Annotated in this window: 14 protein-coding genes; 10 read left to right on the top strand and 4 right to left on the bottom strand. The window is 44.7% G+C overall.

The window, feature by feature from the left end:
* The 3 genes from AAA938_RS14470 to AAA938_RS14460 are packed head-to-tail and all read right to left on the bottom strand — an operon-like array spanning position 1 to position 1975.
* Positions 1-819 carry a DUF3822 family protein gene (locus AAA938_RS14470; RefSeq protein WP_338229457.1) on the bottom strand — a complete coding sequence of 273 codons (819 nt, stop codon included), beginning with the start codon at positions 817-819 and terminating at the stop codon, positions 1-3.
* A gap of 11 nt (positions 820-830) precedes the next feature.
* Entirely contained in the window at positions 831-1415 is a 585-nt protein-coding gene (locus AAA938_RS14465) for a hypothetical protein (protein ID WP_338229456.1), read from the bottom strand.
* 50 nt (positions 1416-1465) lie between these two features.
* Positions 1466-1975, bottom strand: a complete 510-nt coding sequence (locus AAA938_RS14460; RefSeq protein WP_338229455.1) for an NUDIX domain-containing protein — start codon at positions 1973-1975, stop codon at positions 1466-1468.
* Between the two features lie 15 nt (positions 1976-1990).
* Here AAA938_RS14460 and AAA938_RS14455 point away from each other — a divergent pair, with 15 nt between their 5' ends.
* The 5 genes from AAA938_RS14455 (at position 1991) to AAA938_RS14435 (ending at position 7289) form a co-directional block, all read left to right on the top strand.
* Positions 1991-3433, top strand: a complete 1443-nt coding sequence (locus AAA938_RS14455; protein WP_338229454.1) for an ATP-dependent DNA helicase — start codon at positions 1991-1993, stop codon at positions 3431-3433.
* A gap of 184 nt (positions 3434-3617) precedes the next feature.
* A complete protein-coding gene (locus AAA938_RS14450) occupies positions 3618-4016 on the top strand; it encodes a DUF1573 domain-containing protein (protein WP_338221353.1) in 399 nt (132 codons plus the stop codon).
* Positions 4017-4141: 125 nt separating this feature from the next.
* Complete coding sequence (locus AAA938_RS14445; protein ID WP_338229453.1) at positions 4142-5887, top strand: ABC transporter ATP-binding protein; 1746 nt, start codon at positions 4142-4144, stop codon at positions 5885-5887.
* 3 nt (positions 5888-5890) lie between these two features.
* Positions 5891-6310, top strand: a complete 420-nt coding sequence (locus AAA938_RS14440) for a zinc metalloprotease (protein ID WP_338229452.1) — start codon at positions 5891-5893, stop codon at positions 6308-6310.
* Between the two features lie 4 nt (positions 6311-6314).
* A complete protein-coding gene (locus tag AAA938_RS14435; protein ID WP_338229451.1) occupies positions 6315-7289 on the top strand; it encodes a metallophosphoesterase family protein in 975 nt (324 codons plus the stop codon).
* Positions 7290-7586: 297 nt separating this feature from the next.
* Here the strand turns inward: AAA938_RS14435 and AAA938_RS14430 are convergent, their stop codons facing one another.
* Positions 7587-7970 (bottom strand): single-stranded DNA-binding protein, encoded by a 384-nt coding sequence (locus AAA938_RS14430; protein ID WP_338229450.1) that lies wholly within the window; start codon positions 7968-7970, stop codon positions 7587-7589.
* A 237-nt stretch (positions 7971-8207) separates the two neighbouring features.
* Here AAA938_RS14430 and AAA938_RS14425 point away from each other — a divergent pair, with 237 nt between their 5' ends.
* The 5 genes from AAA938_RS14425 (at position 8208) to AAA938_RS14405 (ending at position 12924) form a co-directional block, all read left to right on the top strand.
* Positions 8208-8648: a hypothetical protein gene (locus AAA938_RS14425; protein WP_338229449.1), complete on the top strand. Its 441-nt coding sequence runs from the start codon at positions 8208-8210 to the stop codon at positions 8646-8648.
* Positions 8649-9020: 372 nt separating this feature from the next.
* Positions 9021-9194 carry a type II toxin-antitoxin system RelE/ParE family toxin gene (locus AAA938_RS20300; protein ID WP_420915744.1) on the top strand — a complete coding sequence of 58 codons (174 nt, stop codon included), beginning with the start codon at positions 9021-9023 and terminating at the stop codon, positions 9192-9194.
* Positions 9195-9309: 115 nt separating this feature from the next.
* Positions 9310-9609, top strand: a complete 300-nt coding sequence (locus tag AAA938_RS14415) for a helix-turn-helix domain-containing protein (RefSeq protein ID WP_338229448.1) — start codon at positions 9310-9312, stop codon at positions 9607-9609.
* 188 nt (positions 9610-9797) lie between these two features.
* A complete protein-coding gene (locus tag AAA938_RS14410; protein ID WP_338229447.1) occupies positions 9798-10304 on the top strand; it encodes a hypothetical protein in 507 nt (168 codons plus the stop codon).
* Positions 10305-10764: 460 nt separating this feature from the next.
* The gene (locus AAA938_RS14405; RefSeq protein ID WP_338229446.1) at positions 10765-12924 is read left to right on the top strand and encodes a prolyl oligopeptidase family serine peptidase; all 2160 of its coding nucleotides are present in this window, start codon (positions 10765-10767) and stop codon (positions 12922-12924) included.
* The last annotated feature ends 6 nt before the right edge of the window (positions 12925-12930 follow it).

The raw sequence follows: 12930 nt of genomic DNA, 5'->3' as shown, positions 1-12930 counted from the left end.
TTAGTCCATTTGCCAGCTTGCCTCAAACAGGTGCTCAGACTTGAGGTTTTTAAAGCCATTTCCATAATTCTGATTGGCATGAGGTTTTATAATTCTCACATGGTGGAAATATTCCTCCAGCCATTCTTTACTCATCCCCTCTTCTTCTTGAAGGCTGAAGAAACTGATTCTTGCGTGATTTTTGTCAAATTTCAACTGCTCCATGGCGATGAAGATATACTTGAGGAGATCCTCTTTTTCTTCTACCTCAAACCTATTGAAGAGACTCAGTTCTTGATCTTTGAAGGCTGCCAAGTAGAAATAATTGCCGATAAAATTGATCAAAATCTCCTGGCCTATCAGGTTAAATCTCTCCTTGAAAAGGTAAGACAAAAAGGAACAGGCCCCATGGAAAAAGGAGACCTCAGAGAATCTTGCTTCCAAAGATTTTTTAATGCTTTGAGGTAGGCAGGAGACTAGCTGAAGATTATTGCTGTCCAAAGCACAGGAAAAATAGTGCTGCTCTCCCTTAATGTCTCCCACAAAGTTCAGGTATTGCTCTTCCTTACCATTTTGAAACAGCAAACCGGGAACTAAGGAAAAGACATTGGAATGAAAATAAGCCTTTGCAGGAACATCCTGTTTAAGCAAAAGATCGCTTGGCGTAATTTTTTCCAAATCTGCCCAGCCCAATTTTGGATATTGGTGGATGGCGATATTCGCTCCGTTTTTGTCTTTCGCAAAAATGAAGGTGGAGGAGGGGTACAAAAAAAGTGATAGGCTCGCTGTGTCCTCCACATCAAACCTATCACTTTTATAAACTTTAAAATCCGGTTTCAAAAGGTTGGGGTTTATTTCCAGTTACCTTCCGTAGAAGCGTCAGTTCTGGATCCGACTCTCAAAGCTTTTTCGTTGTTGTTCAATCTTCTTTTAGGGTTTACTGGAGCAGGGTCTCTGATCTCGAATACGTTTACCAAGTACCCGCCAGTTTTTTCAACTTTGTCAGCGAAGAATTCGAATTGCTTACCGCCTGAACCTGGCACTACCGGAAGTAGATCCAAATTGAAATCAGGGAATTTTCTTTCATTGAAAAGAGAATCCATCACACCAACAGATCCTAGAGTATCGAAGGTTACTGTAGTCTCTTCTGCACCATAATCCAACAAACGGGTGGTCTCAGTTCTCTGAACCAAGTAGATTTCCCCGTCCTCGATAAACATCTTCAATGAATCCCAAGTGCTGGCATACTTTCCATTAGATGCCTGGTAAGCCAATTGAGCGTCACGTAGCATTTCCAGTTTCTGGATGGTGGCAGCCTCAAGCAAGGCAATTCTTTTCTCTTCTTCTACTACGTCGTTGACACCTTTCCAAAGGAGGTATCCCAATACGACCGCTACTGCGAAGAAAACTAAGGAGAGAATTCTAGTAAGATTCATTGTAAGTAAGATTTAGAAATCTGGTTAAGGTTGAAGGTTTTTAAAACGTGCTATTTTAGAGAAATATTTCCAAAATTAAAATATCCTTTCCACAATCCTAGGTCCTGAATGGATTTAATTCCCCAAAAGACCTGATGAAGGGAACGGTTGGGGAGTGCTTGAATGTCTTCCAAGCCCATCCATGCCAGATCTAGCAGGATTTGTTTTTGCCCGGAAAGCTCGGGATCTATCCCCAAAGTTGGAGTTCCATTTACCTTTTTCACTTCGAAAAAGTGCTCCATCGCGTGGAGCGGAGGAGAAAGGTACTCGTGAACGAAAAGGTATCGCTCCACGGAAATTTCCAGTCCAGTTTCTTCCAAAAACTCCCTTTTGAGATTCTCCGGTGCGGAAGTGCCGTATTTCATCCCTCCTCCAGGGACAGACCAAAAGACCCGGTCTTCGCTCATTTGGTGCTTGACCATTAGGATTTTGTCGCCTTCCCAGAGAATCCCGTTGACCCGGCTTCTCAGGCGGTTGCCAAATTTTGATTCGATTTCCTTGCTGATTTGATCGGAGGACATTTACATTCGCTTTCTATGGGTAAAGATAATCAGGGGGATTTTAAGCCCTCCGACTTGCTGATCAAATATTTCCCTTTTTCTCCGACGGCGGGTCAAATGACCTTTTTTCGGAAAATGGATGAGTTTTTGAAATCGGAGGCTTCAGAGAAGCCCACGTTTGTGCTCAGAGGATATGCAGGTACAGGAAAAACTTCCCTGATTTCGGCTTTGGTGAAAGTCTTGCCCCGAATGAATATGCGTTCCCTGCTATTAGCACCTACAGGTAGGGCAGCCAAGGTTATGAGCAACTATTCCGATAGGGGAGCCTATACCGTTCATAAGATTATCTACAAACCCAAAGGTGACCCGGGTACAATGGGAGGTGGGTTTATCCTTCAGAAAAACTATTACAAGGATACCCTCTTCATTGTGGATGAATCCTCCATGCTTTCTGACGATGGGGGTATGTCTGGCAATTTGCTTTGGGATTTGATTCAATTCGTGTTTTCCGGGTCGGACAATCGACTTTTGCTTGTAGGAGACACCGCTCAGCTACCGCCGGTAGGAAGTGAATACAGCCCAGCCCTGGATGCAGGGTATCTTTTACGGCATTTCAGACTGCAGGCAGGACAAACCGAACTTACCGAAGTCATGAGGCAGAGGCTGGAATCGGGGATTCTTTTCAATGCTACCCATCTCCGAAAGGAGCTTTCCGGCGATCAATTTCAAATCCAGATTTACACAGGCGGCTTTCGGGATATTTTCAAAATGACTTCGGAACGACTGGAGGATGGGCTGAGGTATGCTTATGATAAATTTGGCACGGAAAATACCACCATTGTCACCCGATCCAACAAAGCAGCAGTCCAGTACAATCAATATATCCGTAGGGTGATTCACTTCTACGAGGAGGAAATCAGCACCGGAGACTTGCTGATGATTGTGAAAAACAACTACACCTACATGGCAGAATCGGATAAGGTAAACTTCCTAGCCAATGGTGATATGGTGGAGGTGATGAAAATCCGAAAGTTTGAGGAAATGTATGGATTACGGTTTGCCACTTTGGAGCTTCGGCTTTTGGATTATCCTTCCGAACCTTTCTTTGAAGCCAAGGTGATATTGGACACGCTTTATTCTTCCACTCCCTCATTGAGCAGGGAAGAATACCGAAAGCTGTACGATCAGGTATCCGAGGACTATGCCGATGTGGCTAATAAGACGGAGCGAATGGAGCTGATAAGAAAAGATCCTTACTTAAATGCCTTGCAGATCAAGTTTGCCTATGCGCTCACCTGCCACAAAGCCCAAGGAGGACAGTGGAGTGCAGTATTTGTAGATCAGGGCTATTTGCAGGAGGAAAAGGTGGACCGGGATTTTGTGCGATGGTTGTACACGGCGATGACCCGAGCCACGGAGGAGTTGTATCTGGTCAATTTTGCTCCGGGCTTTTTCTCTTCGGTGAAAAAGGAGATTTGACTCGGGTGCAAATAGGGGGATCAGAGTTAAAAAGCTTGAGAATCCCCGATCTAAGACTGCCTTATAACAATCTTTAATATGGTGAAAACTGAACTTTGGCAAGAAATTTTCACTTTTGTATGTATCGAAAACTCAGGAAAAGTAAATTCGATCTAAAATTTGAATCCTTAACTTCTAAATAATCATGAAAAAGCTAGGAATTTTATTCAGCCTCTTTGCTTTCGCACTTGTCTTCACCGCTCAGGCTCAACAGGCCGGTTCAGGTGCTGTCATCAGCTTCAAAGAAAAGTCTGTTGACTTTGGCGATATCGTTCAAGGTCAAAAAGTGGAGCACACCTTCACCCTGACCAATTCAGGAACAGAGCCATTGATCATTTCCAATGTTGCTGCCACTTGTGGATGTACTGTACCAAGTTGGCCAAAAGAGCCCATCGCTCCGGGAAACTCAGCAGAGATCAAAGTATCCTTTAACTCTACGGGTAAAATGGGAAAGCAGAATTCTGTGGTGAGGATCTATTCTAATGCCACTGAGCCGATTGAGAAGGTTTCTCTTATCTCTAACGTACTTCCAAAGACTGAATAGTCTTTATCTTACACCAATTAGCCCGTCCTACCAGGCGGGCTTTTTTATTGATTTTTAGTTTTTTCTAACATAGAAGAACAAAGGTTAAATTCTAGATAAACCCCACACATCATTCCATTCCAACCATGGCAAAAAAGCAAGAACGAAAAGTGACCATGAGACAGGTCTTTCAGACCATCATCTGGCCTCGGCGAAAGCATCTTTTCCTAGGTTTGTTTCTGATTATCATCAGCCGTTTGGCAGGGTTGGTTCTTCCTGGTGCGAGTAAGTATCTGGTAGATGATGTGATTCCGAGTAATGATCTTACGAAATTGAAATGGCTGATCTTGGCTGTGGTTCTTGCGATTGTGATCCAGTCCGTGACCTCTTACTCTCTGACTCAGATTCTGAGTGTGGAAGCCCAGCATTTGATTGCCAAACTTCGGGCCCAGGTCCAGAAGCACATTATCCAGCTTCCTATCCGTTTTTTTGACAATGCCAAAACCGGAGAACTGGTCAGCCGAATCATGACTGACGTGGAGGGAGTGAGAAACCTCGTCGGGACAGGCTTTGCCCAAATGATAGGAGGGATACTTACGGCTGTGATTTCATTGGTTTTGCTGATCAGTATCAGCCCGCTGATGACGCTGTATGTTCTGGTTCCTGTCGCGATTTTCGGTCTGGTTTCTTTAAAAGCTTTTGGCAAAATCCGCCCCATTTTCCGGGAAAGGGGGAAAATCAATGCCCAAGTCACCGGTAGACTCACTGAGACTCTGGGAGGCATCCGGGTGATCAAAGGATTCAATGCCGAGGCCCAGGAGATCAAAAGCTTTGAGGGAGGAGTGGACCTGCTCTTTCAAAATGTGAAATCCAGCTTGACTGCTACGAGTTTTGTGACGTCCGCAGGGACTTTACTGCTCGGCCTGGCTTCAGCCGGGATTATGGGAATCGGGGGTTGGATGATTATGGAAGGGAAAATGACCTTTGGAGACTTTTTGGCATTTACCCTGTATTTGGGCTTTATGATCGCGCCGATTGTGCAGATGTCCAATATCGGAAGTCAGTTGACCGAGGCATTTGCCGGATTGGACCGAACCGAGGAAATCATGAATACGCCATTGGAATCGGATGACCGCAAGCGAACCCTTAAACTGAACGAAATCCGAGGCGATATGGAATTCAAGGAGGTATCTTTTGCCTACGAATCGAATAAAGAAGTGGTTAAAGGAATCAGTTTCAAAGCACCTGCCGGCTCGGTGACCGCTTTGGTGGGAACTACCGGTTCGGGGAAGACGACCATTGCCGGGCTTGCTGCTACTTTTCTCAATCCCGATTCAGGACAGATTTCATTGGATGGGAAGGACTTGCAGGAAGTCACGTTGCAATCTTTCCGTTCTCATCTGGGCGTGGTGCTTCAGGATGATTTTCTTTTTGAGGGGACCATTCGGGAAAACATCCTTTTTCCAAGACCTGATGCTACTGAAGCCGAAGTACAAAAAGCCGTCAAGGCTGCCCATGTGCAGGAATTTTCGGATCGATTTGAGGATGGACTGGATACCCTGATCGGGGAGCGGGGAGTGAAGCTTTCCGGAGGGCAAAGGCAGCGAATAGCCATTGCAAGGGCGATTTTGGCTGATCCGAGAATTTTGATTTTGGATGAGGCTACTTCCAATCTGGATACAGAATCCGAAACTTTAATTCAGGCCAGTTTGAAAGAACTGATGAAAGGGCGGACCACCTTCGTCATCGCCCACCGCTTGAGTACGATCCGTCAGGCCGATCAGATTCTGGTGATCGAGCAGGGCAAAATCGTGGAGCGAGGCAAGCATGAGGAGTTGATTGCTTTGGAGGGTCGATACTATCAGCTTTACACCTATCAGGCAAGAATCTAATTCATGTTTTTCCAGCCAATTCCCAATCCACCTTTGGTTGTTGGAATCAGGGTATTCCGCAGTTCTTTGTTGGCAAATGGGTCAGCTATTTGCCTCCCGGGTTTGGGGATTTTTCTTTCGAAGACCATTTCCCAATCTGCCGAAAAAGCGATTATCCAGCACGAATACGGGCATTATTTGGATTATTTGCATGGATTTGAAGGAGATCATAAGCGCTTTTTGGGTTCAAGACTTCTTGGATTTTACCTAAAGATCGGCTTACCCAGCTTGTTTAATTTGACTCCGGGATTGATGCATTTGCCTTGGTTTAGAGGAAATCACCGCCTATTTTGGACTGAGCTTCGTGCCAATCAACTGGCTTCGGCCTATTTTGGGAAGGAACTGGCTGAAAGGTTTGAGAGGAGGTTCCCAAGCAAAGTATGAAACCATGAAGAGATCGGATTCGAGAAGAAAATTTCTGCAAACCCTCACTTGGAGTTCCTTAGCCCTGAGTTTGCCTTCTTTGACTTTTTCCCAAACCCAAACCAAAAAGAAGATCAAAATCGGCTTGATCTCCGACCTGCATCAGGATATTGTCCCTGACGGGGAAGAGCGGCTTGAGGCTTTTTTGAAAAAGATGAAACGGGATAAGGTAGATGCCTTGGTTCAATTGGGGGATTTCGCGGTTCCTTCAGCAAAGAATCAGGGATTGATCGAACGTTTCAATAAAGCTCATTCGGAGGTTTTCCATGTTTTAGGCAATCACGATGTGGACTACGGGTATAGCTTTGATCAGTGTGTGAAAGCTTATGGAATGCCCTCGCGCTACTATTCCCGGAATTTGGGAGGGATCAAGGTGATTGTTTTGGACGGAAATGAGGAAGGCTCGCCCAATCCTACTCAAGGCTATCCGGCTTATATCGGTGCCGCGCAGCAGGAATGGCTCAAGAAGGAATTGGAAGAGGCGATCGTTCCTGTGATGATTCTTTGTCATCAGCCTTTGGCGGGGATTTACCCTTTGGACAATGCTTTGGAAATGCAGGATCTGCTGGGGAAATATTCGGAAAAGATCCTATTGGCGATCAATGGCCATGCCCATGTGGATCAGCATTTGGAGATTCAGGGAGTTCACTATGTCCATATCAACTCTGCCTCTTACTATTGGGTAGGAGAAAATTTAGCTCATTTCAGCTATCCGGAGGAGGTTCATGCTCAATTTCCTCAATTGGATAAAACCTGTCCCTATTCGGAAAGTCTCTTTGCCCTTTTGACCATCGATCTGGAAAAGGGCTTGATTTCTTTGGAAGGCAAAAAGGCCGAATGGTTGGGTCCTTCTCCTCAGGAGTTGGGAATCTCTTACCTCACGGAGGCCCAAAAGCGGGAGAATCTGATTCCGGAGATTAAGGACCGGGTGATTCATTAAAAAAACATATATCCAGAACCCTGCCATTAGCCCTTTTTCTAAGCTAATCTAGCCTGAGGTCAGATGTCCGATGACGGATGCCTGGATAAATCGATCATATTCGCAGAATTTTAGCCTATCAATTCCTCTACTCGTGAAAAACCTATATACCATAAACAAAAGAGGCTGTCTCATAACTAGTGACAGCCTCTGTTTTATTCGGGTCGGTATCTGAGCCAATTTTCATACAGCCAAATCTCAGGCTCTTGAATTGACTATTGAGACAACCTCTTCTGTTTGAATTCTTAAGCGAATCGATTAAAAAGGCAAATCGGATTCCATTACTTCTTGATTGGCTTTTTCAGCTTTGGGACCTCCGAGGAGCAGGATTTCATTAACCACGACCTCGGTGATGTACTTTTTCTCTCCGTTTTTGTCGGTGTAGGAGCGATTGGAGAGCTTGCCTTCTACGGCGATTTCCGAACCCTTGTCGGTATACTTTTCAAGGATTTCGGCGTTTTTACCCCAGATGACTAGATTGGTCCAGGTGGTTTCGGTGACTTTTTCACCTTTGGCATTGCGATAGACTTCATTGGTGGCGATGTTTACCCGCCCCATGATTTTACCGGATTCGAGGGTTTTGATTTCGACTTTGGAACCGAGGTGTCCGATGAGTTGAACTTTGTTTCTTAGCGCGTTCATGATTTTAAAGGTTTTGTGTGAAAGATTTGGTTTACGTTTCCGCCAGAGGAAAACTGATGGACCAAAGTTGGGGGAGAGGTCAAAAAAGAGTCGGTAGTTAGTCGTTTGTATTCGATTGTAGTCGTTTGTTGTCGGATAAACTGGCTCTTTTCGCTGGAATCAAGGTTATTGAAAAGAAAGAAAAGATTGGGTGGAGGGGTGTATATTTGGGAGTTGTGGCTAATTTGAAAAAACGAAATGACAGGAATACTTAAATTTCTTACCGTAGGACTTTGGATACTAATTCTGACAGTTTGGATTGGTGTTCTTTGGGTTGGTATTCCAGTAGACGTTTCGGACGATGTAACACGTGGAATTGTCGAACCGACCTCTGAACATATGCAAGAAGCCATAACAACAAGAAGAACGAATACAGCTTTGGCACTAATCCCAGCTTTGGCTGTTTTCGGACTCGTGATTTATGGAATTCTGAAAAATAACAATCGACTTTTCTATATCGGAATGACACTTACCATAATTCCACTACTGACTATTGGAATACTTGGATTAACCCAAGAATCAGAAATGCCATACAAGAACATTATAATGACGGTCATTACGGTTCCATTGACAATTGGACTTGTAAAAGGACTGAAAGAAATTTTTAGCGGTCAAAAAATGGAATTGAAAAAAGAATAAAAAACTAGCCACAACAACGCATATAGCTTATGGCGGGGGAACTGCTACCAGCAAGGTTTTCGCTCCATAGCCAAGTTCATCACGGGCGGACAGGAAAGTGCTTCGAAACCGCCACAAGCCATATGCAAACCGTTAGAGTGCATTAAAAGAACGTCCCACTTTTGGAAAATGTTATCTTTTGAGATAACTTTGTAAATATGGTAAGAAAGATAATTTTTTATGAAAACCACTTTATAGAATTTTACCAAAGCCAGAATGAAAAGGTCAAGAGTAAGATTCAGTATGTTTTTGAACTGGTCAAGCAAGTGGAAAGGGTACCCGAGAAGTTTCTCAAGCATCTTGAAGGAACTGAAGGGTTATTTGAAGTGAGGGTTGAATACCAATCTAATATTTACAGTCCCGATAGTTATCGGGATCTGCTGCTTTGATGAAAGAAAGCTGGTAGTCCTGTTCAACGGATTTCAAAAGAAGACTCAGAAGACCCCAAAGAAAGAAATTGAGAAAGCAGAAAGATTAATGAAGGAATATTTCCAAACAAAGAAATAAGATTATGAAATCGAGCATGACATAAATGTCTCACTGTGATGATTATCCTAAATGCGAGATTCCATAGCCTGCCCCGACCAATCGGGGTGACTATTAAAAATCAAATTATTAACACATGAAAGATTATAGCAAAGTAAAAACATTCGATGAATTGATTGAACTGGAACACGGCAAGATTGGAAGTGAAAGCAGGAATAAGTATGAAGAGAATGCCCAGATGTTCATTATCAGCGAAATGCTAAAAGAAGCTAGGAAGGAAGCCAGTTTGACCCAGGAACAATTGGCGGAAAAGGCAGGAACAAAGAAAAGTTATATTTCCAAGCTTGAAAATGGAAAAGGGAATATCCAGTTATCGACATTGATCCGGATTTTTGAACAAGGATTGAATAAAAGAATTGGGTTTACATTCCTGTAAATACTCGAAAAGGATCTTGCACGCTTACATAACCTTGGATACAGCCTGCCTTTGTCGGAAGACAGGCGGGCGGTTCCGGGTAAATGGGAGAAACAGTATCTTTAATAAGTCAAGAGTAGGCTTGAAGAGAACGGCTCCGAATTCCTGCCGTCTCCAAGCTGAGGAATGTAAGCGTGAAAAACCAAATTATGACAATCGATTTTAGTAATATTCATGATCACGTGATTGAAATAGAAGATTTTGACCTAAAATGGCGGTTTACAGAGGAAAAGTATGCTATTCTACCTGAATCAGACCTGAAACAAATAAAGCCGTTAGACAAAGAAGCTGGAAAATATTTAGACCATTTCATTAGAAGTGTTGAGCTTCATGCTGATGAACCATTCAAGGAAAATTTTTTTAGTCAAATTGAAAGTATACCTGTATCAGATGGCAATGAACTAGAAATTCAAAAATGGCTTACTGAACGAGGCCTTCCATTCGAAAAAATGGTATATGTTTCATGGGACAGTCAAAATGGAGCAATAGTGTCTTGGGAAATTCTAATCAAATATTTCGACGATTTCTACTACCCAGGAAGTGATGATTTGTCTGTATTCGACGAAAATCTGAACTGGGCCTTAGTATTTGCCCATTGGGAAAAGATTTATTTTGGAACCAAGGATGAATTTAAAAGAGTTGAAAACAAACTTTAATAAAGGATTTCAAACAAACTCAAAAAGAATAAATGGCGCCTACCAATAACAAACTTTAGGCTGCAATGGGGTTAAGTGCCAAAATGAAACCTTTTCGTACTTAAGTTCATCCTCCTAGTTATCAAGTGTGGTTCTCATTACCCCCCCCCAATACACCAAGCGCGAGAAAGTTTTAAGGGAAAAAGTGATGAAAAACCAAAAATTCCGACTTTTAAGTCCTTTAGAAAATTTGAGTTCCAATATGGATAGTGCCATTTGATCAGAATAGGATTATTTTATATGTATATCCGAATTCTTACCAGTACCGAAATTTTGCGGGGAAAATTCTGTGAAAATGGTCGATTTTTGCAGCTTCCGTCATCGGACATCGGACATCCGGCAAGATTAGCAAAGAAAATTAGGTTACTGGCATCATTGGGGATAATCATATTATTTTACTTGACTTTACTAAAGCAAACACATGCAACAGATTTCTTTTTGGCAAAAATGGGTAGTAGCAGGCTTACTGATGGCCATGCCCACCATCCTCACTGCACAGGAAGCCGAACTCACGCTTGATGACCTCTTCGCAACTCCAAAACTGACGGGAACAAGCCCTTCTCAGCCTGTCTGGGCACCGGACAGTGAGCACTTTGCCTTTTCCTGGAGTGAACCAGGAACTCCCGGGCGTGGCCTCTGGGTATCCACAAGCGATGGGGAAGGATTACGACTTATTTCTAATACAGAATCCCCGGCAATACGTGATATGGTCTGGACCGACCCGAACACCATTATCAGCCTTCGAGGTGACCACCTATGGCAGACATCGGTAAGCCAAGGAGTCGATCTTCAGCTAATGCCCCTCGAGGCAGGTGCAAGTAACCTCTCGCTATCGCCAAGTGGCAAGCATGCCGCATATATTCGGAACGGTGATCTGTGGCTTGCTGACCTATCTTCCAAGCAAAATCGCCAACTCACCAAGATCGGCATCGCCCCTCTCTCTAGCTTACCGAAGGGGCGCTATAGCCGACCGGAACGTGAAATCGGTCCGGGCATCTGGAGTGGACCAACTTACAAGTGGTCTCCGGATGGCAAGACCATCGCCATTCACGTGGTTGACCGACGCGAGATGCGAAAAGTGCCCTTCCCGGATTACCTCGCTACCGAAACCAGTCCCAATGAGGTACGCCGAAGTTATCCCGGCGATCCCAACGAGATTCGCAGGGTAGGCCTGCTCGATGTGGCAAGCGGAAACATCACCTACCTCGATTTGCCAGACCCGCAAGCCAATCAGGTCATCGACTTTAACTGGTCACCGAGCGGTGCGCTGCTGATTGATATCGCATCCGATACGGCAGTCGAACGTAAGTTGTTCGTCGTTTCACCCGGAGAAAACCAACTTAGAGAGATTTGGCGAGGTTTTCGAGAAAGCCGCATGTACACAACTTTTGGATCTGCTTGGCATCCGGATGGGAAGCAGGTCGTTTTCTTAAGCGATATGGGGGATCGTTATGGTCTTTATACGATCGATGCATCGCCATCCAGGGATCTTCCGCAGCTCCTGACAGATCCATCCTATGATGTGTTGTCAGCCCCAAGCACTGTTGGTGATGCGCTGTTTTATGAAGGCAACGGGGTTAATCCCTACGAACAACACGTGTATCGACTCAAGATGTCCGGTGGCAAAACTGAGCAGTTGACGCATCTTTCTGGGCAGAACGTGGGCTATCCCTCACCGGATGGCCAGCACTTGGTGTTCATGCATAGTAATGACACCTCACCACCTGAGCTTTACGTGGTAAGCAGTGTCGGAGGTGATGCTAAGCGAATAACCCATTCACCCTTGCCCGCCTTCACAGAGCGAAAATGGGCAGCTGCGGAATATGTCAGTTTTCCAAGTTTGGTAGATGAATACACGCTGCATGCCCGGATTCTGAAACCTACCAACATGGAGCCCGGCAAGAAGTATCCTGTGATTTTTGGGCCCGTGTATTCGAATACAGCAAGAAACCGCTGGGCTGGCAACTACAGCCTCGTACAGCATCTCTTGGCCCAAAAGGGATACATAATCGTGCAGGTGGATTCACGTGGTAGTACCGGTTATGGGCGGGCATTCCGTGAAGAGTTCCTGTTGGGCTTTGCCGACCAAGATATTGAGGATTATGCGAGTGCCGTTGCCTACATGGAGTCATTGGATTATGTCGATCCCGATCGTATCGGCATCTGGGGCAGCAGTTACGGAGGCACACTCTCCGTTTATTCACTGTTAATGAAGCCGGGCTTATTCCAGGTAGGCGTTGCTGCTGCTGCAGCTGTGGATCCGCTGTTCTTTGGCACGGACGACGTTGCGATTGTTCGTACCCCACAGACACACCCGGAGATTTTCGAAAGAAAAGCCCTCAAGTATGCAGGCAATTTGGAGGACAAACTCCTGTTTATCCATGGCATGCAGGATCATGTGGTACCCTTCAAGACGATAGCCGTTTTGGCTGAAGAACTGATAAAGCAGGGCAAGGATTTCGACTTTGCCTTTGCACCGGGTGCGACGCATGGGTGGAGCCGTGAGCAATACTACGACCGCTACCTGTTTGGCAAGATGATCGAATACTTTGACAGGCACCTAGCCGCGCCGATAGAGTAGATGTTT

This window comes from Algoriphagus taiwanensis (genome assembly GCF_036245645.1).
GTDB classification, from domain to species: Bacteria; Bacteroidota; Bacteroidia; order Cytophagales; family Cyclobacteriaceae; genus Algoriphagus; species Algoriphagus taiwanensis.
This window is presented reverse-complemented; position numbering and strand designations above follow the sequence as displayed.